This is a genomic window from Parahoeflea olei (assembly GCF_001703635.1).
Taxonomy (GTDB): domain Bacteria; phylum Pseudomonadota; class Alphaproteobacteria; order Rhizobiales; family Rhizobiaceae; genus Hoeflea; species Hoeflea olei.
The window spans coordinates 82,461-107,858 of sequence record NZ_LQZT01000023.1 but is presented as its reverse complement, the minus strand read 5'-3'; the positions used below and the strand labels follow the sequence as shown (position 1 = coordinate 107,858).

16 protein-coding genes are annotated in these 25,398 nt (G+C 65.6%); 4 read left to right on the top strand and 12 right to left on the bottom strand.

Translation table 11 applies throughout. The annotated features are described in order from the left end of the window. Positions 1 to 271: 271 nt before the first annotated feature. From AWJ14_RS13400 to AWJ14_RS13375, 6 genes are all read right to left on the bottom strand, one after another. Complete coding sequence (locus AWJ14_RS13400) at positions 272 to 619, bottom strand: RidA family protein (protein WP_066180035.1); 348 nt, start codon at positions 617 to 619, stop codon at positions 272 to 274. Further along, entirely contained in the window at positions 612 to 1,742 is a 1,131-nt protein-coding gene (locus AWJ14_RS13395; RefSeq protein ID WP_066180032.1) for an NAD(P)/FAD-dependent oxidoreductase, read from the bottom strand. Before AWJ14_RS13395 ends, AWJ14_RS13400 begins: the two co-directional genes overlap by 8 nt. A 136-nt stretch (positions 1,743 to 1,878) precedes the next feature. Further along, the gene (locus AWJ14_RS13390; protein ID WP_066180029.1) at positions 1,879 to 2,364 is read right to left on the bottom strand and encodes a GNAT family N-acetyltransferase; all 486 of its coding nucleotides are present in this window, start codon (positions 2,362 to 2,364) and stop codon (positions 1,879 to 1,881) included. A 44-nt stretch (positions 2,365 to 2,408) separates the two neighbouring features. Next, the gene (locus tag AWJ14_RS13385) at positions 2,409 to 4,313 is read right to left on the bottom strand and encodes a polysaccharide biosynthesis protein (RefSeq protein WP_066180026.1); all 1,905 of its coding nucleotides are present in this window, start codon (positions 4,311 to 4,313) and stop codon (positions 2,409 to 2,411) included. Between the two features lie 543 nt (positions 4,314 to 4,856). Continuing rightward, positions 4,857 to 5,696, bottom strand: coding sequence for a fumarylacetoacetate hydrolase family protein (locus AWJ14_RS13380; RefSeq protein WP_066180023.1), 840 nt, complete (start codon positions 5,694 to 5,696; stop codon positions 4,857 to 4,859). Between the two features lie 105 nt (positions 5,697 to 5,801). Further along, positions 5,802 to 6,536 (bottom strand): SDR family oxidoreductase, encoded by a 735-nt coding sequence (locus AWJ14_RS13375; protein WP_066180020.1) that lies wholly within the window; start codon positions 6,534 to 6,536, stop codon positions 5,802 to 5,804. 419 nt (positions 6,537 to 6,955) lie between these two features. On the opposite strand from AWJ14_RS13375, the gene AWJ14_RS13370 reads away from it, so the two are divergent. Genes AWJ14_RS13370 through AWJ14_RS13360 form a run of 3 tightly spaced genes read left to right on the top strand, consistent with a single transcriptional unit; the run spans position 6,956 to position 8,171 of the window. Next, the gene (locus AWJ14_RS13370; RefSeq protein WP_066180015.1) at positions 6,956 to 7,498 is read left to right on the top strand and encodes an invasion associated locus B family protein; all 543 of its coding nucleotides are present in this window, start codon (positions 6,956 to 6,958) and stop codon (positions 7,496 to 7,498) included. Positions 7,499 to 7,503: 5 nt separating this feature from the next. Beyond that, positions 7,504 to 7,881, top strand: a complete 378-nt coding sequence (locus tag AWJ14_RS13365) for a hypothetical protein (RefSeq protein ID WP_066180010.1) — start codon at positions 7,504 to 7,506, stop codon at positions 7,879 to 7,881. Between the two features lie 2 nt (positions 7,882 to 7,883). Next, entirely contained in the window at positions 7,884 to 8,171 is a 288-nt protein-coding gene (locus AWJ14_RS13360; RefSeq protein WP_066180007.1) for a DUF6916 family protein, read from the top strand. A 31-nt stretch (positions 8,172 to 8,202) separates the two neighbouring features. Here the strand turns inward: AWJ14_RS13360 and AWJ14_RS13355 are convergent, their stop codons facing one another. The 6 genes from AWJ14_RS13355 to AWJ14_RS13330 form a co-directional block, all read right to left on the bottom strand. Then, entirely contained in the window at positions 8,203 to 8,745 is a 543-nt protein-coding gene (locus tag AWJ14_RS13355; protein ID WP_066180004.1) for a GNAT family N-acetyltransferase, read from the bottom strand. Between the two features lie 4 nt (positions 8,746 to 8,749). Then, complete coding sequence (locus AWJ14_RS13350) at positions 8,750 to 10,027, bottom strand: DUF8189 domain-containing protein (RefSeq protein WP_139112648.1); 1,278 nt, start codon at positions 10,025 to 10,027, stop codon at positions 8,750 to 8,752. A gap of 111 nt (positions 10,028 to 10,138) precedes the next feature. Further along, a complete protein-coding gene (locus tag AWJ14_RS13345; RefSeq protein WP_066179998.1) occupies positions 10,139 to 10,663 on the bottom strand; it encodes a phage tail protein in 525 nt (174 codons plus the stop codon). A 25-nt stretch (positions 10,664 to 10,688) separates the two neighbouring features. After that, entirely contained in the window at positions 10,689 to 11,213 is a 525-nt protein-coding gene (locus AWJ14_RS13340) for a phage tail protein (protein ID WP_066179995.1), read from the bottom strand. Positions 11,214 to 11,231: 18 nt separating this feature from the next. Further along, positions 11,232 to 11,750 carry a phage tail protein gene (locus AWJ14_RS13335; protein ID WP_066179993.1) on the bottom strand — a complete coding sequence of 173 codons (519 nt, stop codon included), beginning with the start codon at positions 11,748 to 11,750 and terminating at the stop codon, positions 11,232 to 11,234. Between the two features lie 417 nt (positions 11,751 to 12,167). Continuing rightward, entirely contained in the window at positions 12,168 to 23,945 is an 11,778-nt protein-coding gene (locus AWJ14_RS13330; RefSeq protein ID WP_139112647.1) for an inverse autotransporter beta domain-containing protein, read from the bottom strand. Between the two features lie 668 nt (positions 23,946 to 24,613). Between AWJ14_RS13330 and AWJ14_RS13325 the strand changes: the two genes are divergently transcribed. Next, positions 24,614 to 25,396: a MipA/OmpV family protein gene (locus AWJ14_RS13325; RefSeq protein WP_066179986.1), complete on the top strand. Its 783-nt coding sequence runs from the start codon at positions 24,614 to 24,616 to the stop codon at positions 25,394 to 25,396. Positions 25,397 to 25,398 lie beyond the last annotated feature (2 nt).

Sequence of the window (25,398 nt, the reverse complement as noted above, 5' to 3'; positions counted from 1 at the left end):
TTTGGCGCAGATACAGCGAAAAGCACGCCCGGCTTGCGCGGACAGAGGCTGCACCATCACCTGCAGCACTCCGATCGATAGGGACTACCTAGGGGCGCAGGCGTGGAAAATCAAATTTTTGGGGCAAAAACGGGGGGATGTGCCGCGCAAGCAGGGCCTGAGCGGCGCGCCGGTCCGGCGCGCGAGACCCCGACGGGGCGCGGAGCAGGACGTGCCTCCGGCCGCGCCACCAGACGGCGCGGCCGGAGAAAAACCGTGTTCCGGCTGCGGCTCAGACGGCCGCGATGCAGATGATTTCGACCTTGTAATCGGGGGTGGCGAGCTTGGCTTCGCCGGTGGCGCGGGCGGGTGTGTGGCCCTGGGGCACCCAGCCGTCCCACACCGCGTTCATCTCGGCAAAATCGTCCATCGAGGCGAGCCAGATGGTGGCCTGCAGGATCTTGGTCTTGTCCGAGCCGACCGAGGCCAGCAGCCGGTCGATATTGGCGAGAACGTCCTTCGTCTGGTCGGTGACGCTGGCGCCGGGGGCGCCGACCTGGCCGGCGAGATAGACGAGGCCGCCATGGACCACGGCCTGGCTCATGCGCGGTCCGGTTTCGATGCGTTTGATGTCACTCATGTCTGCTATCCTCTCGGTTATGCAATGCCGCCCGCTTAGGGCTCAGCGCTTCTAGTACGACCGGGGGCAGCGGCGAAAGCCGTCCCAGGCACAAATCCGCGGCCAGTTGCGACAGCGCCGGCGCGGTCTGCATGCCGTAGCCGCCCTGCCCCGCAAGCCAGAAGAAGCCGTTGTCCTCGGCCGCGAAGCCGACCACCGGGCTCCTGTCGGGCGCGAAAGTGCGCATGCCCGCCCAGGAGTGCTCGACCCGCGTGACCGGCGCCGTCACCGCCTGTTCGTAGCGGTAGAGCCCCTCGGCGATCACCATCTCGTCGGCCCAGACGTCATGCGGGTCGATCGGATCCTCGTCGGCGGGCGAAATCATCAGCTTGCCGGCCTCGGGCTTGGCGTACCACTGGTCGCCGGCATTGGCGAACAGCGGCCAGCGGCTGATATCGTGGCCCTCGGGCGCGGGGATCAGCGCCGCCGAGCGCCTGAGCGGCTGCAGGCCCAGCGGACGGACACCGGCCAGGCGCGCGACCGTGTCGGCCCAGCCGCCGGCGGCGTTGACGAGCACCGGGGCGGCGAAACTGCCCGCCGGCGTGGCGACCGTCCAGATCCCGTCACGGCGGGAGATCGATTGCGCCGGGGCTCCCGTGACGATGCGGCCGCCATGGCCGCGCAGCCTGCGGGCAAAGCCCTGCAGCATGCGATCGACATCGATGTCCTGGGCATCCCATTCGATCGCCGCGGCGACGATCATCTCCTGCCGCAGGATCGGCACCAGCTCGCATGCATGGGCGGCGGTGATCCTTTCGAGCCCGACGCTGCCGTCGAGATAATCCTCGAAACGATCGACATCGTCTTCGGTGGCAAGCAGCAATTCGCCGCGCGGCGACAACAGGCTCGTGTCGGAAACACCTTCGGGTGCGGCCAGGAACGGTTCGGAGGCCGCATTGAGCGCGCGCAACGTGGCATTGCCGTAATTGCGCAGGAAGATCGCCGCAGAGCGGCCGGAGGAATGATGCCCGATCATCGGCTCGGCCTCGAGCACGGTGACGGACGCCTCGGGCGCGAGCCGCGCCGCGGCGCTGATCCCGGCGATGCCGCCGCCAATCACCAGGATATCCGAAACTTCACCCATCGCCGCGCACCTCTCTCCCCAAACGCACAGGCCGTCGCCCGGACCGGCCGACAGTCGCCTGCCTTCCTGCACGATGGCGCAGCCAAGGTCCAGCCCCGAGCCGGCCATGCCCTCCCGGGTGGTACGCCGGGAGGTGTCAGGCCTCGGCGGCGAGCGCGTCGAAGGGAGCGTCGGCGAGCATCATGTACTGGGTGTTCGTCTCCGCGACGAAGCCGAGGCGGGCGTAGAAGGCGCGCGCGCCGGGATTGTCGTGATAGACGTTCAGGCGCATGAACCGGGCGTCCCAGCTTTCGGCACCGGCCGCACGCGCCGCCGCGAGCAGCCGCGGGCCCAGCCGCCGGCCGCGCATATCGCCCGACACCCACAGGTCGGACACATAAAGCCCGACCGCCCCCCGGACGGTCGAGAAGAACGGCGAAAAGGCCGCCACGCCGACGACGCTGCCGTCAGCCGTTTCGGCGAGGACGGCGTGAAACACCGGCGCGGGTCCGAAGCAGAAGCGGACGATGTCAGCCTCGCTGGCGCTGTGGTCGTCGCCCATGTCGGCCGACAGCTGGGCTAGCGCACGGTCCAGTGCGCCCGCATCCCCCGGCCGCGCCTTCCTGATGATGATGTCGTTCATGTCCGGGATCCGTCCTGTTGCCGGTTTGATGACCACGGCCCACCCTATTCGGGATGGGCGCCCATGCCGGCGACGCGCTGCAGCAGTTCGACCAGCGCCGCCCGATCCTCGCGCGCGACGATCTGGCCGAGTTCCCTGTACATCTCGTCGATATCGAGCCCCCCGGGCGCGGATTCGGCGGCGACCGAGATTTTCTTGTGCGAAGTCGGCGAGGCCGCCTCGACCGAGAAATACAGCTCCTCATGCATCTTTTCGCCCTGGCGCAGCCCGATTTCCTTGATCGCGATGTCCCCGTTCGGATTGCTTTCGTCGCACAGCGTCAGGTTCGACAGCTGGATCATCTTGACCGCCAGGTCCCGGATGCGCACCGGCTGCCCCATGTCGAGCAGGAAGATCCGCCCGGGATCGTCTCCCGCCTCGTGGTTGCGGCGGGCGAGGCTGCCGGCCTGGATCACCAGCTGGGCGGCTTCGTCGATCGACATGAAATAACGCGTGGTGTCGGCATCGGTGAGCGTGATCGGGCCGCCATTGCGGATCTGCTCCTTGAACAGCGGGATCACCGAGCCGCTGGAGCCGATGACATTGCCGAACCTCACCGCACAGAAGACCTTGCCGTTGTTGCTCCGTTTCGACTTCTCCGCGAAATCCTGCACGATCAGTTCGGCCAGGCGCTTGGACGCGCCCATGATGCTCGACGGCCGCACCGCCTTGTCGGTGGAGATCAGCACGAACACGCCCACGCCACTGTCCAATGCCGCCTGCGCCGTGGCAAGGGTTCCAAAGGCATTGTTGATGACGCCGGCAAAGGGGTTGGCCTCCACCAGCGGCACATGCTTGTAGGCGGCGGCGTGAAAGACGGTGTCGACCCGGTTCTCCACCATGATACGGCGCATCAGCGCGGTATCGGTGACGGATCCCAGCACCGCGCTCTTCCTGATGCCGGGCTGCTTGCTCAGTTCGCGGTCGATCTCGTAGAGCGCGAATTCGCTCGAATCCATCATGATCAGCCTGGAGACGCCGACGGTGCTGAGCTGGCGGCACAGCTCGGAGCCGATCGTTCCCCCGGCGCCGGTGACGAGCACGGTCTTGCCGCGTGTGTTCGCTTCCATCAGCAGCGGTTCCGGCGGCACCGCGTCGCGCCCCAGAAGGTCGCCGATCTCGACGTCGCGGATCAGGTCCACCGTGTGCTTGCCGTCGGCGATATCGACGAAGGCCGGCAGGATCCGGACGCGCAGGCCGAGGCCGCTGAGCTTTTCGACGACCTCGGCGCGGCGTGCCGTATTGGCGTTTCGCATCGTCACGATCGCTTCGCCGATCTGGTGCCGCTCGATCAGCTGCTCGATATCGTTGCTGCTCGCAATCTTGATGCCGCCGATCGTGGTGCCCCAGAGCGTCGGATCGTCATCGACCTGGAAGATACTGACGCGATAGCTGCTTTGCTCAAGCGTCGCGGCGATCTGGCGGCCGGCGTCGCCGGCGCCGTAGACAAGGATGTTGCGTTGCGGCGACCGCTCGCGGGTAAACTCCAGAATGAGCCAGCGGGAGACGAACCGGAATCCCGCCACCAGCAGCAGCGAAAACAGCCAGAACATCACCATCACGCTCTTGGGAACCGTGGTGGAGCCCTCAAGCCTGATACTCAAGGCCACGACCGTCCACAGAAGCGCCGTCAGGCCGACGGCCTTGAACATGTTCCACAGGGCATGCTCGCCGACATAGCGGGTGATCGAGGTATAGAGGCCGAAGGCGTGCATGGTCGGGATGCCGACGGCCGGCGCGGCCAGAATCAGCAAGACCTGCGTGCTGTCGGGGACATAGATCTGGTTGAAGCGGAGCGCGTAGCCGAACCAAACGGCGCAGGTGAACAACACTGCATCGCAGGACACGAGAATCGCTTGCTTGGTGCGCCGGTCTCTCGCTGCGAGCCAGTGGATCAAGCTACCGATCATGTATTGGCCACTTCCAACGTTCGTGCCCGAGTCGGGAACAAGTTCCTGAGCGAACCGCTCAATGACACACCGAACAAAGCTTGGCAACTCACTGGAGTGATGCGCCAATGGGCGATTCAGGCCGAATTAAATCGATTTACCGCCTGTTAACCATGAGAGAACCGGCTCGCGGCGGCCCCGAAACAGGAGGCTGACCGGCCACCCGCGCGGCCATCAAGGCCCCGTGTACCGTGTTGTTTTCAAAGAAAAATCAAGATCCGAAACCGAAATGGCGGCAATTCTGCATGGGCGCAACTGCGCCCATGCATAACAAACGCCTTCCATGTCTTGGAAATACTATGAAGATGCTCGCGACTGCATGAGATTTCAGCATATATGTGCAGAAACGGGACATCACCCGACGCCCCCGTCGGTGCGGACCGCCGCCCTATGGGCGCGGAAGGACGGCGCCGTGGTGTCGCCTCTCGCGCGCTCCTGAATCGGGCTGGGCGCGACGAAGAAGCGCCGGCCCGCGGGTCCCCGAGACCCGCGGGCCGGAAGCTCTCAGGCCTTGCCGACGGCCTGGCGCTGCTGGCCGAGGCCCTCGATGCCGAGTTCGATGGTCTCGCCACCCTTCAGGTAGGTCTGCGGCTTCTGGCCCATGCCGACGCCGGGAGGCGTGCCCGTCGAGATCACGTCGCCGGGCTGCAGGCTCATGAACTGGCTCACATAGCTCACCAGATGCTGCACGCCGAAGACCATGGTCTTGGTCGAGCCGTCCTGGTAGCGGTGACCGTCGACCTCGAGCCACATCTTGAGATTCTGCGGGTCGGCGACTTCGTCGCGCGTGACCAGCCAGGGGCCGATCGGGCCGAAGGTGTCGCAGCCCTTGCCCTTGTCCCAGGTGCCGCCGCGTTCGGTCTGGAATTCGCGCTCGGAGACGTCGTTGACCACGCAGTAGCCCGCCACATGGTCGAGCGCGTCGGCCTCGTCGATATAGACGCCACCCTTGCCGATGACGACGCCGAGTTCGACTTCCCAGTCGGTCTTGACCGACTTGCGCGGGATCAGCACCGGGTCATTAGGGCCGCAGATGGCGCTGACGGCCTTCATGAAGATCACCGGCTCCTTCGGGACTTCCGCGCCGGTTTCGGCGGCGTGGTCGGAATAGTTGAGCCCGATGCAGATGAACTTGCCGACCTGGCCGACGCAGGGGCCAATCCGGCCCTCGTCCAGTTCGGGCAGGCTTTCCGGGTCCACGGCGGCGATCCGGGCCAGGCCTTCCGGCGTCAGTACCTCGCCGGCGATATCGCCGACCACCGAGGACAGATCGCGGGCCTTGCCGGCGGCATCGAGAATGGCGGGCTTTTCCTGCCCGGGGGCGCCAATGCGAAGCAGTTTCATGGAGTGTCTTCCTTCATGTCCTATGCGGCCGCGCAAGCGGCTCTCGTAATGAATTGGGGCCGGCAGGCCGAACGAAGGCCGGCCTGCCGGAAGCGGGAGCGCCCGTCAGATCGACCAGCCGCCATCAATGGCGTAGGCTTGACCGGTGGTAAAGGTCGCGTTGGCCAGATGCACAGCAAGATCGGCGATTTCTTCCGGCAGGCCGATGCGGCCCATCGGCTGGCGCGCGATGAAGGCGGCGCGGGCGGTTTCATAATCGCCCATGGCGCGCATCCGGTCCTGCAGCGAAGGGCTTTCGACCGTGCCGGGGCAGATGGCGTTGCAGCGGATGCCCTTACTGATGTAGTCCGCCGCCACGGCCTTGGTCAGGCCGATCACGGCGGCCTTGGTGGTGGCATAGGCAAAGCGGTTGGGCACGCCCTTGATCGAGCTTGCGACCGAAGCCATGTTGATGATGGCGCCGCCGCCGCGCTCCAGCATCGACGGCAACACGGCGCGGATGGTGCGGATCATCGAGCGCACATTGAGATCGACCGCAAAGTCGAATTCCTCGTCCTTCATCTCCAGGATCGATCCCGCATGCACGAAGCCGGCGCCGTTGAACAGCACATCGACCGGACCGACCGCATCAATGGTCGCGACGACCGCGGCGTCATCGAGCACGTCGAGACGGCGCACCTCGATGCCGGCCTCGCCCGAAAGCTCCGACAGCGTCTTGTCATTGATATCGGTGGCAATCACCCGCGCGCCCTGCGCTGCAAAGGCAAGCGCGGTGGCGCGGCCGATGCCCTGCCCCGCCGCGGTGACGAGCACGGTCTTGTCTTTTATCCAATCAGCCATATCCAACTCCCATAGATCCGTTCTGGCAATATCGAGCGGCACTCTAGAGGGCCTTTGCCGCAAGCGCCATCTCCCTCTTCCCGCCTGGCGCGGAGATTGACCTCCCTCACGCCAAAAGCCAAGACCTGCCGTGACCGGCGGGAGAGGACGGCCCGGCGGGAGCGCTGCAGCGGGTTCACGAAAAGCCTTGGCATGCGGGCGCCGAACGCGCTGGCGCAGCGGAACTGCGGGTCTCCGGAAAGCTTTCCGGCAACCGCGCGCAGACATTTTCGGCGCAACACCACCCGGCGCGAAAATAAGGCCTGTATTTGTACTGGAACTCACCGCTATAAGCAGCATTGGCCTTGTCAGGGACCAGGCCGGGTGCAATAAAAACAATGCACCCATCGATTGCATTGCATTGAAAGTGGAGTTTCACCTTGAACCTTGAGATCTTGTTTTCCGCGGGCCGGGCCGCCTTGATTGCCGCGGCGCTAGCGGCCTCCACGCCGGTCGTGCTCGCCCAGACCACCGACCGGCCTTCGGCCGCCGCCGCGGAAGCGGCCAAGAGCAACTGGGCGGTCAACTGCAACGCCGGCGAAACCGCCGACGCGCCGCTGGTCTGCCAGATGATGCAGAATGTGGTGGTGCAGGAATCCAACCAGCGGCTTCTGACCGTGATCATCCGACCGCAGCCGGAATCGCCCAACCACACGCTGACGCTGGCACTGCCGCACGGCGTCGATTTCGCCAAGGGCGTCGACATCAAGGTCGATGACAAGGAAGCGGTCAACATTCCCGTGCAGACCAGCAGCCCGCAGGGCGCCTTCTCCAACCTGCCGATCAGCGATGCGTTCCTGGCCCAGCTCAAGGCCGGCAAGTCGGTCACCTTCACGTTCCACGCGGTGTCCGGGCAGACCTTTGCCGTGCCGATCAGCCTGACCGGATTTTCGGCGGCCTACGAGAAGCTGACCGCAAACTGACGCGCATGGGCGGCGAGATCAAAGGCAGCTTCCGCAACCGCAGCTTTTTCGAGCAAAGCATTGGGCTCGACGGCTCGTCGTTCCGTGATTGCGTCTTCACCAGTTGCTCGATCAGCTATTGCGGCGGCGAGATCCCGTCGCTTTCGGGGTGCCGGTTTGACGGCTGCACCTGGCAGTTTGGCGGCCCGGCCGCCAACACCATCGCCTTCCTGTCGGGCATGCACAGGGGCGGCTTCGACCGGCTGATCGAGGCCACCTTCGAGGAAATCCGGCGCGGCGCGACGCTGAGCCAGCCCGCGCCGCCACCGGATGACAGGACCGAGGGGCTGAACCGCCTGCTCAAACCCTTGCGCATCTTCCGCATCCCCAAACCGGAGTCGTGACCATGAGCGCCGATCTGACCGTCGAGCATTTCGAACCCCTGCAGGACCGTGGCTTCACCGTGATCTCGGCGGATCCGGCGCAGGAGCTGCGTCTCGTCGAGGTGGAGCGCAAGGGCCATGGCGAGCGTCCCGGGGGCGCCTTTTCCTTGCTGTGGCAGTCGTCGTCCGGCGCGGTGCTGCCGCAGGGGATCTACACGATGCGCAACGAGGCGCTGGGCGAATTCGGGGTGTTCATCGTGCCGGTGGGCGCCAGCGAGGCCGGCGTGCGCTATGAGGCGATCTTCGCCTGAGCCGGCGCATGCCGCACCGCCATGCCCAGCCTCATTGGGCGGGCGGCCGCCACTTCAACAGGTCATAGACCCCCTTGTCCTCGGCGATCTCGAAGCCGAGGCGCCGATAGAGCCGCAGTGCCGGATTTGTCTTTTCGACATGGATGCCCACGGCCCGCGCGCAGGCGGCGGCTTCATCAAGAAGATCGCCGAGCAGCGCCGAGCCGAAGCCGCGGTTGCGCATGGCCGGCATCAGGGAAATGTCGATGATGCGGTGCTCGGCCGGCCAGCGTTCGAGATAGAGCCGGCCTGCGGCTTCGCCTTCGAGCTCGATGATCAGCCACAGCGCATCGGGATAATGCTTCATGTAATGGCTGTGCTGGACACGAAACTGCATGTCGACGAACGCCGCCTTCTGCTCGGAACTCCAGGGCAGTGGCGCAAGTTCCCACTCCCGGGTGGAAGCATAGAGCTCGTGCAGGAAGCCCATGTCCTCCGGTGTCATCGGCCGCAGCCTGAGCCCCAGCGCGGCGGCCCGGGGACACTCGGGAATAGCGTCGCCAGGCACGGCGTCCTGGCTGGCTTGGATCTGCATGGTGCTAGCCCTTGTCCAGAGGGGTCAGGTCGCGCACGATGCCATAGGTGAAGATGCCGGTGTCGGCGAGCGTGGTCCATGCCGCCGACCAATGGCTGGAATTGGGGGCAACCTGCGAAACAAACTGCACGCCGTCGGTCGCGCTTTCACCCTGGAAATAGCTCAACGCACCGTCGGCGTTATAGTCCATCGCCGCCAGCCCGAAGCCAGGCGCAACGCCGACCTGCTGCCAGCCGCTCCAGACCTGCCGTCTGGCATCGGACTGGCAATTGGCATGGAGCCCGAGATTCTCGTCGAGCGCCATCAGGACGATGTTGCCGGCGCCATCGAAGGCCGAGACGACATTGACCACCGCCGCGCCGATCAGGCTCACCTGGTGCCAGTCGGACCAGGTGCTCGCCCCCGGCTCCGTCTGCCGGGTCTGCACCACCTGGGCCCGGGCGCCGACCATGAAGATGTTGAGACAGCCTGCCGGATCGAGCACCGCCGTGGGCACTGCGCCGGCAGTGCCGCTGGCAGCGGTGTCGATCCGGGTCCACCCGGTCCAGTCCGCAGCGGCGAGCGCCGGGTCGCGCATCTGCGCATTGACGTAAACGGCGGTCGCCTGCGGGTCGTTGCCGGTGGCCACGAGGGCGATGCGGCCGGTGACGTCATTGGCGACCGTGAGCCGGGCGATGCCCTCCCCCGGCAGCCGGATCCAGTCGCTCCAAGGGGTCTGTGGCGGTTCCGTCACCATGCCTTGCACGGTGATCGGCGTGGTCGACCCGGGGGGAACGACTTCCTCGGTCCGCTCGACCAGCCGCGACGGGTTTTGGTAAATCCACCAGACGCCGCCGGCCGCGCCATCGACGCCGAAGATCTCGACCCGGCCGTCGGCATCGCGCTGCATGGCGAGCTGAACGAAACCCGCCACGCCGGAGGGCAACCCGAGATCGACCGGCGCGTTCCAGCGCTCCTCCCCGCCCGGCGCCTGCGGTGCCTCGTCGATGTAATGCACCGCCGCCGGCTCCGCCCTGGTCAGCGCCGCCATGGCGACGCGGCCATCCGTGGTCGAGCCGGTGCCGAGCACCAGATAGGACGTGTCGGCATTGACCGGCGCATAGACCTTGTTCCACGGCCCGTTGGGCACGGCCTGCGCGGTCCACAGGATGTGGTGGCCCTGGTTGGCGTCGATACCGACCAGCATGAGGCGCGACAGTTCCGCGAACGGCGCGATTGCAGGCTGTTGCCCGGGCACGGTGGCCGTGTCGCCGGGCGCTTCGGTCGTGGCTGCCTCGCTCATCGCCATGCTCCTTGTGGAAAGGGTTGCGGTTCCTGCATCGCCGCGGTTCGGCTGTCTGCCAGCGCGCGCGCGCCGGTGCGAACCGGCGCTGGGCATGGCCGCGCGGCCCGGTCAGCCCCGCGACGGATACAGCCCCTGCAGCGCGATGATGTAAGTGATCGCCAGGTAGGGCTGCATGTTGTTGTGGGCCTGATCGCCGCCCTTTTGGCCCAGCGTCAGGCCCGACATCTGCACCTGCCCGGAAACGGGGTTCGACTGGTAGAAATCGGGACTGGAGGTATTGAATGCCGCGGTGGGGCCGGGCGGCACGTTGCCGCCGCGCGACGAGGTCGCGAACACGGCATGGGAATGGATTGGCATCTCCTCTTCAACCAGGCTCACGGTTTCGGTGCCGGTTCTCTCTCCAAGCTGCCGCGTCGTGAGGCCGGGACCGCGGCCCGGATGCATCGGCGCCCGCCCCTGCATGTCGGGCAAGCCCATCGTCGTGCGGCCATCGCCGCCATAGACCGTGCCGATCAGGGAAAACAGCGCCGTGTTCTGGGAAATCGGCAACAATTGGCCATTGCACACGGCCCAATTGCGCGGCGCGAAATTGCCGGCAAAAATCCGGATCTCGGCAATGAAGGGTTCTGACATGGCTGCCTCCTGATTGACCGCGCGACTAGGTTTGGCTGGGATAGATGCCGAACAGGGAGCAGATGAAATTCACACACAGCGTCGGCATCAGGTTGCTGTGGGACTGGCTTCCGCCGGTACTGCCGACCATCGTCGGCGCGAAGGCGTTGGCGCCACTGGGGGCGCTGGCTGCGAGGTAGTTCACGTTGTCGCCTTTGGCGATCACGTTTCCGGCCGGGCTTGCGTCCGACGCCTCCTGGGTGTCGCCGTTGAAACTGTGGTCGTGCGACGGAAGCTGGTTCGACGTCAGGGTGATCCGTTCCGAGCCTCCCCGGGAGCCGATCCGGCGGATGCTGAGCCCCGGGCCGGTCCCCTGGTGGATCGGGACCCGGCCGCGCAGGTCCGGCAATCCGAACGTCACCCGCCCGTCGCCGCCATAGATGGTGCCGAAAAGGGCATACAGGGCGTCGTACTCGGATATGGCCAGCAATTGCCCGTCGCAGAATGCCCAGCCACGCGGCGCGAAATTGCCCGCAAACATGCGAATTTCACCGATATATGGATCAGCCATGACCTCTCCCTCCCGAATTCAGCCCCGCGACGGGAACACACCCTGCAATGCAATGACGAAGCCCAGCGTGATGAAAGGCTGCATGTTGTCGTGTGGCTGGCTGCCGCCGGAATTGCCCACGGTCGCCGGGTTCAGCGACGTCATGTCATTGGGTTGCGGCGCCGAGCTGTAGCCGGCGGCAATGCCCTGCACGGTGGCGGCCGGCACATGAGCCGACGGAATGCGCGTATCGGCGGTGGTGTTGGAGACGACGACCATGTGATTGTGGGACGGCATTTCGCTGGTCGTCAGCGTCACGATTTCATCGCCAGCCTTTTGCCCCAGCGCGAAATCGGAACCGGTGTGGATCGGCGTCCGGCCCCTCAGATCCGGCAGCCCGAAAGTCGCCCGTCCGTCGCCGCCATAATTGGTTCCCAGAAGCGAGTAGAGCGATGGGTTCTGATTGATCGGTAGAATCTGGCCATCGCAATAGGCCCAGCCGCGCGGCGGAAAATTGAAGCCGATGATCTTGACCTCAGCGAGAAACGGTTCCGCCATGATGCATCCCCTCCGGCACAGCATCCCAAGCGACCGCATCCGCAGATGCGCCGCTCTCCAATAATATTGAAGCAAATGACCGAAATTGAATTTTCGGTCCTATCATTCGTGAATCAATACTAATTTAAAATTGCATCAACAGTCAATGCAATCTCTTCCACGAATCGTTAATATTTTACCCATCAACAATTACTCCGATCGCAGTTTTAAATCATTCCATTCTTCAAGGTGAGATAAACAGTCGATCTATGCTGGGAAAATACATGAGCATGCGAGCCGCGCGCAGCCCCGCGCCGTCAGTTTTCGCATGCTGCCCGGCCTGCACTTTCGCGCCGCCCGGCACCGGTATTCGCTGCCCCGCTTCTCCAGCTTCTCCAGCGCGAGCGGGCCTCCACGAGACCCCGCCCATGGACGGCATCAGGGCAATGTACAGACCGAACCGCCCGTGATCGGACCGGAGTCGAGCAGTCCGGTCGTCAGCGTTCCGGTGTTGCGGCCCTGGAGATAGCTGTTGACGTCGCCGCCGCCGTAGCCCGGCAAATGCAACTGTCCGGTTGTGGCCACCGCAAAATCGATCACCGCAGGCGCAACGAAGGTGTTCGCCTGAGCGCCGGTGCCGCCGATATTGGCGCAGACCGTGGACGTGTCATTGATCTGGAGGAAGATGTAATCGAAGGTGCTGCCGTCGGCACCGGCGAACGTGTTGCCCTGCACCGTCAGGTCGACCTGCGCTGCACCGAAGGTGTACAGCGACAACCCGCCTTCGCCGACGTCGTTGAAGGTGTTGCCGGTGAACGCGAACCGTGCGGTTCCAACGGAGCTGACGTTCAAGGTGATCGCTTCGGGGCGACCCGCTGCGGTGATGATGTTGTTCGAGATCGTGCCGAAAACGATATCGGCGCTGTCGGGGCCGCTGTCGAGGAACTGGATCACCACGTTGTTGGCGTCTCCCGACTGGATCGTGTTGCCGGTGATCTCGAACGTGGTGGTGACGGCAGTCGTCCTGAGAAAATCGATGACACGGCCATCATTGGCCCGCGTCAGCAGCGAGTTCCTGATCGTGGCGGATCCATCGATATTCAGGCCATAGACGACCCGCCGGGTGCCCGCTGCGGCCGTGTTGGTGATGTGCAGCCCGTCGATGGTGCTGCCGGCCGCGAGCGTCACGGTCTGCGCTGCGCTCGAGGTCAACAGCGGCGCCCCCGAGCCCGGATTCGGGTTCGAGATGGTGCCGCCGCCGCCAATTCCGGTCAGCAGGACATTGGCGGGCGGCCCGCCGCTCACCCCGATGCTGTCTTGGCCATTGAAACTGAGCAGCGACTGGCCGGGATCGAGTACGAGCGAGCTTGCCCCCAGATTGATCGTGTCCTGGCCCCCGCCCGCCGTGTCGAGAAGCACGATATAGGTGATGCCGGCCGCCGCGGCCGCATTGGTGATCGAACCGGCGCTGGCCGCCGACGAGCCGTCGCCGACCCCGGAGGCCGACACCCAATAAATGCTGCCGCTCGCGCCGGAAGACAGGTTGGAAGTGCCGCTGCCGGCAAAGCCGACATCGGTAAAATCATAGGTGCCGTTCGCGGACAGGCCGGTCACGACGATGGCGGTGGTGGTGTTGCTGATCGCCGAGGCCGTCGGCGCCGATCCGTCGCCGTAGCGGAAGGTGGCACCCGCGCCAATATTGGCGTTGGTCAGATCCACGCCGATGGCAAGATTGTTGATCGTCGAGGGGTTGGTGATCGTCATGTTCGAGGCATTGGTGGCCCCGGTCAGATCGATACCGCGGGTGCCCGTGGTCAGCGCCGCACTGGAAATGTCGAGCGTGCTGAAGGTCACCGTGCCCGACGCCGTGCGCAGATCGACGCCGCGGCCGTTGGTGGCGAGATTGGTGATATCGACATCGCCGAAGGTGACGCCGCCGGTCGATCCAATTTCGATTCCGGTGGCGGCGGTGGCGAGATTGGTGATCGCGGCGCTCGTCACATTGACCGTTCCGGTTGTGCCGCTGAACACCATGGCGCGCCCATTGACGCCGGCGATGGTGGTGGCGCCGAAACTGACATTCGACGACGAACCGCCGGACACCTCGATGCCGTCACCGCTCGCACCCGCAATCGAGACCGTGCCGCCGCTGAAGGCGCCGCCATCGACATTGTTGAGCAGGATCGCATCGCCGGTTGCAGAGCCGGACACGGCGAGCGTGGCGAATGTCATGCCGCTGCCACCGATCACGATGTTGTTCAGATTGAGCACGGCACCGGTCGCGGTGTTGACCGTGTTTCCCGCGCCGGCCACATTGAGCGTGCCGCCACTGCTTGCCAGGATGCCGGTGCCCGACGTGGTGTCGATGTCGAGGCCGCCGCCGGTGAAACTAATCGTGGCGCCGGCGTTGCCGCTCAGCGTGAGGGCTGCGCTCCCGCCGGTACTGATCTGCTTGGTCGCGCCCGAAAATGTGATCGTGCCGCCGGTATTGCTCTGCAGCGCGATGCCGCCGCCGGCCGCGGAATCGTCGGTGAGGGTGCCCGACAGCGTGACCGAGCCGCCCGCGACCCCCTGGATCAGGGCCGCGCGCCCGGTTGCGCCGGTCGAATTGATCGCGGTCGCGATGTTGACGGTGGCGTTGCCGGCGCTGATGCCCACCGCGCCGATTTGGATGCCATTGCCTGCGCCGGTATTGGTGATCGTGCCGCCACCGACCGTGAGCGACCCGGCGAGGCGCTGGAAGGCGAGGCCCGCATTGCCCGCAAGCCCGGTCGCGGTAACGCTGTCGAGGTTGATACCGGCCTGGACGCTGTCGAGGCGCAGGGTCGTGCCGAACGTGGTGGTGATGGTCTCGGTGGCCGCGTTGCTGACATTGACGGTGAGGCTGGTGCCGGCCTGGCCGTCGGCATCGAAGCCGGTGCCGCCCGCGGTGGCGATGACGAGTCCGTTGCTGAAGTTGACGACCATCGTGTCGCCGGCACCGAGATCGAGATCGACGCCGCCGCCGGCGGTGCCCGTATTGGTGATCGTGGTCGCGCCGAAGCTGAAATTACCGGTCGAATTGGTGATCACCAGGCCCGCATCGGTGGAGCCGGAAATGGTGAGATTGGTGATCGACAGCGCGTTGGTGCCCGCGCCGGCCGAGGCGTCGCCGCCATCCACGAACACGCCGGAGGCCGACGACCCGGTCGAACTCACCGTGCCGAAGGCGAGGTTCATCGCCAGCGGATCCAGGAACAGCGCCGTGCCGTTGGTGGTGTCGACCGTTCCCGAACCGCCGCCGGTCAGTTCGAAATTGGTCGCACCGCCGCCAGTCGGGGTCTTGGTGTTGACGTAAAGGCCGGTGCCCGAGGTGTTGAAGATGTCGAGCGTGGCGATGTCGACATCGCCGATGGCGTTGTTGAAACTCAGGCCATTGCCGGAAACGCGGGCGGCGCCCGACTGGCCGATCTGCAGCGTCCCGAAGGAGACCTGATCGGCGGACGGCGCACTGGTGCCGATGCCGTTGGCGACATTGGCGTCGAAGGTCACATTGTCGAGCAGCACGCCGCCCGAGACCCCGTTGCCGATCACGGTGACGCCGCCAAAGCCGGTGACCACGGTCGAGTTGGCGCTCGAACTGATGCTGTCGCCATTGATGGCGATGGTCGCGCCGGCGGTGGCGCTTTCCGCCGTGGTGGTGCCCGAAAGCCCGAGCCTGAGGAGATTGGCGGTCGAGGCCGTCTGCGTGGTGATCGCGGCTCCGGTGGAGCGCAGCACATTGGTGCCGCTCAGGTTGACGGTCAGTGTGCCAGCGCCGGTCGCACTGATGTTGATGGCATTGCCCGCGACATCGCCGGTGTCGCCATTGCCGCCGGTCCCCATGGTGATGTCGGCAAGGGTGACGGTGCGCGACAGCCCGTCGCTGTTCTCGATCAGGATGCCGGAGCCGGAAATGTCGTCGCCGGCGCCGGTGGCCGAGGCGCCGAAGGTGACGCCCGAGATGCTGGCCGTGGCATTGGTGATGCGGATGCCATGCTCGCCGGTGTTGTCGATCGTGTTGACGCCGTTGAGCGTGAAAGAGCCGATGGCATCGTTGTCGAACACCCAGATGCCGTAGCCGCCGGCGCCGCTGGCGGCGGCATTGATGTCGATTCCGGTGAAGGTGATGGTGGCGTCGGATGCACTCACGGAGATCGCCTCCACGCCGGTCGAGGCGAAGGTGGAGGCGTTGGTGGTGTTGCCGACCGAGATCGTGCCGGTGGAATCCCCGCCGATGCCGAAAGCCAGGTTCGCATTGCCGATATGCACGCCGCCGGAGCCGGCGCCCACGCCGATATTGACGATGCCGGCGGTGCCGAGGAGCTGAATGCCGATATTGGCGTCGCGGATGTCGATGCCCCCCGCGCCGGTGCCCAGATTGATGGTCGCCGTGTGCCCGCCCTGGCTTCGGATGCCGTGGACACCGGAGCCCCCCGTTGCCGGCAGGTCGATATCGACAGCGGCGATGGTCAGCGCGCCGGTGGTGCCGATATTGGCAAGGTCGATGGCATGGCCGCCGCTGGCGCCACCGGAATTGACGACGGTGGCACTGGTGATGGTGACGCCGCCGCCGCCGGTGAGATCGGTCAGCAAGATGCCGGAATTGCCGTCGCCGGCGCCGGTGGAGCTTACGCTGTCGAAGGTGAAGCCTCCGGCGCCGATGGCGACCGTGTCGAGAGAAAGGCCGATGCCGGCCGCGTTCGCAAGCGTGTTGGTGCCCGTCGCCGTGCCGGTGAGCGAGCCGCCGGCGCTGCCATCGAGCCGCAACCCGCTCAGAAGCGTCAGTCCATCGAACTCGAAGGTGGAAGCGCCCGCCGTGGTGGAAATATCGATGGCGTCACCACCGCTGCCGCCCGAGATCGTGCTCGAGCGGATGATGACGCTTTGCGCCGTCGCGTAACTTGCGCTGACGGCATCGCCGGAGCCGCCATTGGCGAGGATCAGGTTCTGCAGTCCGGCGCGGCCGGACAGCGCGATGGTGGTGTTGGCGCCGGTGGTGGTGATGGTGGGCCGGGTTGCGCTCGCCACGCCCGAGCCGGTGATCGTGGAACTGCCGCCGACATTGGTGAGCAGGAAGCTTGCCGGCGCTCCGCCGGTGAGCCCCGAGACCAGCGTCGTCGCATCGACCTGTTCGCCGCTGGCAAGCGCGATCAGCGCCTGGTTGTCATCGAGCGTCAGCGTGTTGATCGCCCCCTGGCCGGCAACACTCAGGTCGATGGTCGAGCCTGCGGTGCCGGAATTGTCCACGGCCACCAGCACATTGACATTGGCCGCAGCCGCCTGCGCGGCATTGCCCGGGTCGGCGAAAGTGCCGGCGCCGGTGGTGCCGCGTTCGTCGAACACGAAATAGGTCGCGCCGCCCGACAGGTTGGCGATGCCGCTGGCATTGAAGTTGATGTCGCGGAAATTGTAGCTGCCAAGGGTCGGCAGCGTGCCGTTGATCGCCTGGGTGGCGTGCATGTTGGAGGCGACGAGGTCGCCGGCGGCGCCGTTGCCGTCCCCGAGCACGAAGGCCAGGTTGGTGGCGGCAGAGACCTCGACGCCCACGGAAAGCATGTTGGCTGCCGACCCGAGCGTCACATTGGGGCCACCATTGATGTTGGTGTCGCCAAGCTGGACGGTTCCGGTGCCGGTGGTTCCCCTCAGGTCGACGCCGACGGTGCCGGTCGAACTCGTGGTGCTGACGTCGAAATCGCCGGCCGTGACATTGGCGTTGATCACCGCGAATGAGAGATCGACGGCGGTGGAATTGTCGGTGGTCAAATCGACGGTGAGGCTTGAGAAACTGATGGCGCCGCCGATCGTGCCTTCGATATCGACGCCTGCGCTGACGGCCTCGACCGACGGTCCGAAAATCGACACAGGTTGGATCGGGGTATGGTGCGCGTTGATCGTGGTTTGCCCGAAAGACACGGCGCCGGCGGTGCCCCTGATGACAATGGCATCTTCCACCGTGCTGGCGATGGTGGTGGCGCCCGATACCGTGAAACTGCCGGTATTGCCGTCAAGCACGATTGCGTTGGTCGGTCCACCATTGGACAAGATGACGGTGCCGGTGGCAGTCGGGATACTGGCCGCATCCACAAAGCTGATCGAACCGAATTCAATCGTGGCGGCGGAATCGGTCACCAGCAATGCCCTGCTCGTGGTTCTTGAATAAGTGCCGCCCCCTAAATCGGTCAGCAATTCCGGCGCCGTGATCGTGGTCGCACCGGTGACCCGGAACGCCCCGTTGAAATTGGAAATCGCAAGCCCGCTCGTGACAACGTTCGACCGGAGCGTAAGGCTCGACAGGGTGATATCGCCATAGCTCTGCCCTGCTGCGGAGCCTATTGAGACGTTGCCGGCATCGATGGTCCCATTCGCGACATTGACAACCAGCGAAGGTTGGTTGCCCCCAACCGTCAAGGCCGTCTGATAGGTAAAGGCGGAGATATCGGCGATGTTGATCGTGCCGGAACTCTCTCCCCGCACGTAGAGGCCGCCGCGGACCTTTTGTGCCGCCGTTCCGGCCGAAAAGGTGCCGAAATTCACGGCCTGAAGGCCTGCAGTCGAAAGATCGCTGTCCAGCGTCACATGCTCGAGCGTGAGGCCGTTGCCGAAAGCCATCGGGTCAAAGGTGTCGGTGCTGCCAAGAAGGGTGACGTCGGAGAGGTCGGTCACGGTGATCAAACCGCTCGTCCCATCCATGTAGATACCGGAGTCCTCGGTCTGGAAGGTCGAGTTGGAGATCGCGACGGTGGCGGAGTCGTCGCCGGCCGTTCTCACGTAAATCCCGAATTCATTGGCGCCGATGTTCGAGGCGGTGGCGTCATGGGTGACCGTGATGCCGCTGATATCCAGGGTCAATGCGCGCGTTGCCGCGAGATCGTTCTGAGCAACGTCGATCGTGATGACGGATACGGTGACAGCCGTATTGAAGGTGCCGCCCCTGAGCGTGAACGATCCGTCGAGATTGTCGAGGTTGACGGAAATCTTGTCGGTGTTGTCGACATTGATCATGTCGAAGCTGACATCGGTCGTCAAACCGTTCAGGACCACCGCCACACCGTCGCCGACGGTTATGCTTTCGGCTCCGGCCGTCGCCGCGACGGTGACCGAGCCTCCCCCGGTGGCGCTGAAGCCGGTGCCGGTGGTGGTGTCGATGTCGAGCCCGCCGGTGAACGACACGCTGCCGGTGTTGGCGGTCAGGGCCACCGCGCCCGAAGTGCCCGTGTTGAGCGTGACCATGCCGCTGAAATCCGCGGTTCCGCCATGCTGGTTCACGCGGATCCCGGCGCCCGCGCCGTCGGTTTCCGAAATCGTGCCGGCGAAGGCGAACCCGGAAGCGTTCTGGTCAAGGTTGACGGCAAAGGCCGTGGTGTTCGTGATCGAACTCGCGGCATCCGCGGACACGCTTCCGGAGACGCCCGACTGGTTGTCGATGCCGGTGGCGGTGCCGGAGATGTCCACGTTGTTGAGCGTGATCACGGTCTGGGCGTTGAGGACCGAAACGCCGGTGCCGGCGCCGGCAATGCCGGAGATGGCAATGTTGGTCAGGTTGAGCGCGGCTGTGGCGCCATCGATCAGAACACCCGTGGCGCCGGTCGAAATGCTGAAATTGGCAATCGTGTGATTGCCGCCCGCAGCCGTCGCGATCACCGAGGTGGCGCCGCCGGCGTCGTTGCGCACCGTCACGTCGTCCGACGTCACGGTGCCCGGAATGTTGAACGCACCCTCGATATTGGCCGGCTTGGTGACGCCGAGCGAGATCGCGTTGCCGCCATTGAAGCTGATCACGCTCTGGCCGGCGTCGAGCGTGAAGCCGTCGAGCCCGCCGCCCTGCAGGTCGATGATGCCGGTTCCATCGCCCACGAACACGAAGGTCTGGTCGGTGTCGGCCAGCGCCTCGGCGGCGGCGACGGTGATGGTGGTCAGGTCCTGGCTGAGATTGTTGGTGCCGGCGGTGATCAGGCCGCCCGCGGTCGACACGAAGACCGGAACGGCCGTGGTCGGGAAATTGGCGACATCGCCCGCGCCGAAGGTCACGTCGTTGAAATCGAAACTCGATCCGGCAAGTGTGCCGCTGCCGGCATCGACCGTGTAGGAGCCGGCCAGGCCGTTGACATCGATGGACGAACCGCGGTCGCTGGTGCCTTCGCCGTCGCCGAAGGTGAACTGCACGGCAGAAGCCGCATCGATCACGACGCCGCGGTGCAGCCCGGTGATCGAGCTTGACGGACCCGTGGCCGGCGCGGCCTGACTGCCCAGGTTGACGGCCTGGTTGCCCAGAACGCCGGTCAGGTCGACGCCGATCGACGAGATGGAGGTGGAGGGGCCGCTGATGGCGACCGAGGTGAAGTTCACGGCAGCGCCGAGCGTGGCGCCACTGAAATCGAGCCCCGTCTGGTTTGCGGCCGCACCCACACTCGAAATGGTGGTGACGCCAAAGCTGATCGCACCGGAACCGAGGCCGGAAAAGTCCACGCCCGCACTGCCAGCGCCTGCGCCAAGGGTGACCCCGGTGGCACCGAACTCGATCGCCGCGGTGTTGGCGGCAAGCTCGATGGCGTTGCCTGCGGCTCCGGAAACAGTCGTCGTGCCGGATACCGCGAAGGTGCCGCCGCTGACCCCGGCAAGCGTGATGCCGGAGCCGGCGCTGTTGGTCGAGGTCAGGCTGTCGAAGTGCATGCCGCCAGCGCCGATCGTCACGCTGCTCAGGTTCACGGCCCGGCCCGCTGACGCGATGATGCTTTCGTCGCCCGCCGAGGCCATGACCGTCACCGTGGCGCCGCCGGTCGCGGTGAAGCCCGTGCCGCTGGTGGTGTCGATGTCGAGGCCGCCGGTGAAGGTGACCGTGGAATTGACGATGTCGATGGCGTTGCCGGTGGTTGTCGAAACCGTTGTCCGGTTGAAGGTCGACCCCGCGCCGGTGAGCCCGTCGAGATCGATGCCCTGCCCGTCGACATTGCGCACGGTCAGCCCGGTCGCGGAAATGGTGGTGGCGCCGGTGGCCGACAAGCCCGCACCGCTTGCCGCGTTCTCGACGATGAAGTCCTGGAGATTGACGGTGCCCGAGGCCACTAGCGTGTCGCCCGCCCCGCCGCTGCGGGTGAGCACCGCCGCGCCGTTTCCGGTCGGATCGACGATCACCGTGCCGGACTGGATGCCGGTGAAATTGGCCGGAATCACCAGCCCGCCCGACGAGAAGGTGCGGCCATTGCCGAAGGAGGCCAGGGTCTGGCCGTCGACCAGGGTGAAGCCGTCGACGTCGTCGATCGCCGCGCCGTCATTGATCAGCACGAAGGTGATGCCGCTGGTCGCGATCGCATCGGCGGTGACGACGTTGGCGCGGTTGTTGACGTCCGAACCCGACCCGTCGCCGGTCGCGGTGGCCGCGACGAAGACCAGGCCGTTGCCGCCCCCGGAGGCAAAATCGAGCGTGCCGGTGAAATTGACGTCGCTGAAATCATAGGCGCCCAGCGTGACCGTCGAGCCGCCGGCAATCGCCGTTGTGGCGGAGATCGAACTGAGCTTGTCGACGGCGGACTCGCCGTCACCGAAGATGAAAGTGGTGTTGGTGGCCGCCGAGAAGCGCACGCCCACATCCACGCCCGCGATCGTGGCGCTGGCGCCCGCGCTGCTCACGTCGCCCAGGCGGATCGTGCCGGGGCCGGTCGCACCCGAAAGATCGACGCCGGTGGTGCCGACGGTCGAGGTCGAAGTAAGGTCGAAATCGGTGGCGCTTATGGCGGCATTCAGTGTCGCGCCGGAAAAATCGATGCCGGTCGAATTGGCGGCCGCGAGCGCGATGTCGAGATCGGCGAAGCTGACCGCCCCGGAGATCGCCCCGGAAAAATCGATGGCGGCGGCGGCCTGGGTCATGGTCAGCATGGTGGCGCCGGCGAAGCTCACGCTCGCGGCGTTGCCTGTCAGCTGGATGGCATTGCCCGCCGAGCCGGACACCGTGGTCGCTCCCGACACGCGGAAGGCGCCACCGCTCACGCCGTCGAGGCTGATGCCGGCGGCCGCGCTGCCGCTCGAGGTGATGGCGTCGAAGCTGATCCCGCCCGTGTCGATGGTCACGCCGTTCAAATCGAGCGCCTGGCCGGCGCTCGAAACGATGCTTTCATCGCCCGCCGTGGCCGCCACCGAGACGATGCCGCCGCCGGTGGCGGTGAAGCCCGTGCCGGTGGTGGTGTCGATATCGAGCCCGCCGTTGAAGGCGATGCGCGCGCCGGCATTCGCGGTCAGCACGACGGCGTTCGCGCTCGCCGTGCTGGCCGTGACCAGGCCGGTGAAGCTCACGCTGCCGCCGGTGGCGTTGGTGACCGAGATCGCGGTCGCCGCCCCGCTCTGGGTGATCGTGCCGGCATGGGCCAGGGTGGCCGAACCGCCATTCACGCGCACCGCCCTGCCCGCGCCCGACTGCGTGATCGAGGACCGGGCGTCGAAACCGGCGCTGAGCGTGCTGCCGTCGATGCTGAGGCTGTCGCCGCCGGCACTCGTCACATCGACATCGGCAAACAGGGCGCTGCCGCCGAGATTGGTGAGGGTGATGCCGTTGGCCGCGCCACTCGAAATCTGCGTGTCGGAGACGATGATGCCGGCCGATGAATTGGCGAAGCTCAGGCCGCCGTTCTGCATCCGCACATCGGAAATGCGGATGTTGCCGGTCATCCCGTCGCCGACGATACCCGAGGCCGAACCGGTCGCCACGCCGGCGATGCGGCTGTCGGCGAAATGGCCGATATCGATGCTGGTGATCAGCGGCCGGCCCCCGAGGCTGGTCAGCACCAGCCGGCTGGTGGGGGCATCGGACAGGATGATTGTGGCCGTGCCGGTGTCGCCGCCGCCGATCACCTGCTGGCGGTTGGCGTTGAGAGCGAACACCGCGGCGATCGGGCCGGCGGAGCTGACCGGCAGGAACGCGTCGCCCGCCCCGGCCAGCCCCTGCGCGGTGACGAAATCGCAGGCATTGGAAACGCTGGAGCAGTCCGCAGCACCCTGCGCGGTGTTGGCGACGTGGAACACCTGCAGGCTTTCACCGGTCGCGGCATCGAGCACCGGCTGGCCGGCATTGGGATTTCGCTCGACCACCGCCGGCGTGACGATGTCGTCGTCGCGGTACACGCGCCGGGTCATCAGCCGGTCGAGCCCGGTCAGCTCGCGCGTGGCGGTCTCCGTCTCGTCCGGGCCGCCGATCGGCATCCGTAGGCGCACGATGCCGCTCGCCTCGGTGCCGCGCACATTGTCGGTGCGGATTTCCCCGCCGATGCTCAGCTTGCCGCCCTTGAGCCCGAACGGATCCTCGATTTCCACCTCGGCCCGGAATCGCGGCCCCTCGACCAGCGTGCTCCCGCGCTCGAAGCGGAAATAGCCGGCATTGAGCCGCACCGCGGCTTCCGAGAAATCGATCTTGACGCCGGCTTCGACGTCGAAGCCGGGAAGCGCACGCTCGACCAGCGAATTGCCGGAATAGACGACGTTCGTGCCGTTGAGCACGACCTGCGAGCCGACGCTGCCCACGACATACTGGCTCGAGTCCGGCAGATAGGCGTTGGCGCGGAACTCGAGGTGCTCCGTCATCAGCTCAACGCCGAGCGTTCCCTGATAGAACGTGTTGTCATAGGCCGAACGGCGCGCGTCTACGAAGCCGTAAATGCCGAAGATCGCGTCGGTGCCGAAAAACCCGCCGGGCACGATCTGGCGGTAGCCAAGCCCGAAATTGCCCTCGCGCACATCGTCCGTCCAGGCGGAGGCGCGCAGATCGGCGAACAGAAGCGAATCGGCGTCCTGCGCCAGCGGCGCGAACAGGTTGACCTGGCCGAGCGACCGGCGGCTGCCCGGCGCCATGGTGAACTCGATGAAAGGCTGCCATTTCCTGTCGCCGGCCAGGCCGTCGATGCCGGGAATGAAGCGGTGCGGTTTCGCAGCAGGCCGGCTCGCGCCATAGGACTGATCGAGCAGAACGCCCAGGTTGTGGTTGATATCCTGCTGACCGACCACATAGGTCGCGTCAGATGTTTCAAGCGGCGCCGCCGGGGCGGGCTTCGACAGCTTCGCCGCTCCCGGCCTGGCTGGCGCCGGGCCTTCGTTGCGAAGGTTCTTCCAAAGGTCCTTCGCATCGGCAGCGGACATGAGGCCCGCGGAAACCGTGGCCACCGCTGCCGTCAGGCACGACGAATTGGAAAGGCTTTTCCTGAAATGAAACACCAGTTGTCTCCGGGAGACGCGCACTCTTGGTCAGGGTATTCATTAACAAGTCACTGCGGAAAATCATGGACCATATCTCAGGGCTCTTCGCAACCCCAAGGGCACGGATTTCTCGTCAAAGGGTCTTTAAAGTTGTGTCCCGCCGGCAACAGTCGGCAAATAATCGCCTGAATGAAGCTGAGAACTCTTCTTCCCGCCAGCGTTCGGAGCGGAATGGAATCAAGCAGAACTCGCCGGATTGACAGACCCATCATGTAATCATTCCTTCCGGCGAAATTATCCGACACCTGCGTCCGCGACATATTCGGCAATGACATCAAGATGATGAGATGACCCCGGCATTTTTCCTCGCACATCCCGTTCCTTTCCGGGATCTGCAAGCAAAACCAGTAAAATCACATGGATGCCCCTCCTCCGGCCGCGCCCCACGGTTCTGCCCGTGTCCCTCCCGTCCCCCCGCTCCGGACACGGCGCGATTTCCCCCGTGAGAGCGGCGAAAGGGTTCAGGCGCCGGGCAAATGTTAATCGACGATTTGCATGAAACGGCGCCCGAAAAGGGAGGCAGGCAAGAAAACCCGTCCGGTTTTTATCCGTGCCCAGCCTTGTTAACCTTGAGCGGCTATGCTGGTTTGCACACAGTACCAAGACAATTGCATCAGGATCACGTCATGACACTTTACCTGAAAGCCGCCGGCGTCCTCGTTTTCGCATCCGTGGCCGCGGCCGGCACGTCAGGCGCCATGGCCCAGGATACGGGCACAGCACAATCGGGAATCGTCTTCGACCTCGGGGCTGCCGGCAAGGTGACCCCGCGCTATGCGGGCTCGAGCGAGCTGATCCTGTCGCCGGTGCCGCTGATCCGGGTCAAGCGCCTGACCCTGCCCAACGGCCTCACCTTCGGCGGCGGCAGCGACGAGGGCCTGTCCTTCGGCCCCGCCTTCAACGTCGTCGGCGAACGCTCGGCCAAGCATGCGCCGGAACTCGCCGGCCTCAACACGATCGATGCGGCGGTCGAACTCGGCGTGGCGGCGCGCTATCAGGTGGGCCAGTTCCGGCTGATGGGCGAAGTGCGGCGCGGTTTCGGCGGCCACGAGGGCTTCCGCGGCGAAATCGGCGCCGATCTGATCGTCACCCCGCACGAGCAGTGGACCTTCCACGGCGGGCCGCGGCTGGCCTTCGCCGACAGCACCTATACCAACACCTATTTCGGCGTGAGCCCGGCGGAAGCCTCAGCGCGCTTTCCCGCCACCCGGGCCAGCGGCGGGCTGATCGGCGCAGGGCTCGAGGCCGGGATGCGCTACCAGATCAACGACGCCTGGGCGCTCGAAGGCAGCGCCGGCTGGACACGGCTGACCGGCGACGCGGCCCGCTCGCCGATCACCGCGCAGGGTTCGAAGGACCAGTTCACGTTTTCGCTGGGCGTGCTGCGCCGGTTCCAGATCGATTTCTGAGG

Coding starts and splice junctions, on each gene's coding strand:
- AWJ14_RS13365 (WP_066180010.1), top strand. CDS start 7,504: ATGGGCGGCGAGATCAAAGGCAGCTTCCGCAACCGCAGCTTTTTCGAG.
- AWJ14_RS13340 (WP_066179995.1), bottom strand. CDS start 11,213: ATGGCTGATCCATATATCGGTGAAATTCGCATGTTTGCGGGCAATTTC.
- AWJ14_RS13395 (WP_066180032.1), bottom strand. CDS start 1,742: ATGGGTGAAGTTTCGGATATCCTGGTGATTGGCGGCGGCATCGCCGGG.
- AWJ14_RS13375 (WP_066180020.1), bottom strand. CDS start 6,536: ATGGCTGATTGGATAAAAGACAAGACCGTGCTCGTCACCGCGGCGGGG.
- AWJ14_RS13400 (WP_066180035.1), bottom strand. CDS start 619: ATGAGTGACATCAAACGCATCGAAACCGGACCGCGCATGAGCCAGGCC.
- AWJ14_RS13335 (WP_066179993.1), bottom strand. CDS start 11,750: ATGGCGGAACCGTTTCTCGCTGAGGTCAAGATCATCGGCTTCAATTTT.
- AWJ14_RS13390 (WP_066180029.1), bottom strand. CDS start 2,364: ATGAACGACATCATCATCAGGAAGGCGCGGCCGGGGGATGCGGGCGCA.
- AWJ14_RS13350 (WP_139112648.1), bottom strand. CDS start 10,027: ATGAGCGAGGCAGCCACGACCGAAGCGCCCGGCGACACGGCCACCGTG.
- AWJ14_RS13345 (WP_066179998.1), bottom strand. CDS start 10,663: ATGTCAGAACCCTTCATTGCCGAGATCCGGATTTTTGCCGGCAATTTC.
- AWJ14_RS13385 (WP_066180026.1), bottom strand. CDS start 4,313: ATGATCGGTAGCTTGATCCACTGGCTCGCAGCGAGAGACCGGCGCACC.
- AWJ14_RS13325 (WP_066179986.1), top strand. CDS start 24,614: ATGACACTTTACCTGAAAGCCGCCGGCGTCCTCGTTTTCGCATCCGTG.
- AWJ14_RS13380 (WP_066180023.1), bottom strand. CDS start 5,696: ATGAAACTGCTTCGCATTGGCGCCCCCGGGCAGGAAAAGCCCGCCATT.
- AWJ14_RS13360 (WP_066180007.1), top strand. CDS start 7,884: ATGAGCGCCGATCTGACCGTCGAGCATTTCGAACCCCTGCAGGACCGT.
- AWJ14_RS13355 (WP_066180004.1), bottom strand. CDS start 8,745: ATGCAGATCCAAGCCAGCCAGGACGCCGTGCCTGGCGACGCTATTCCC.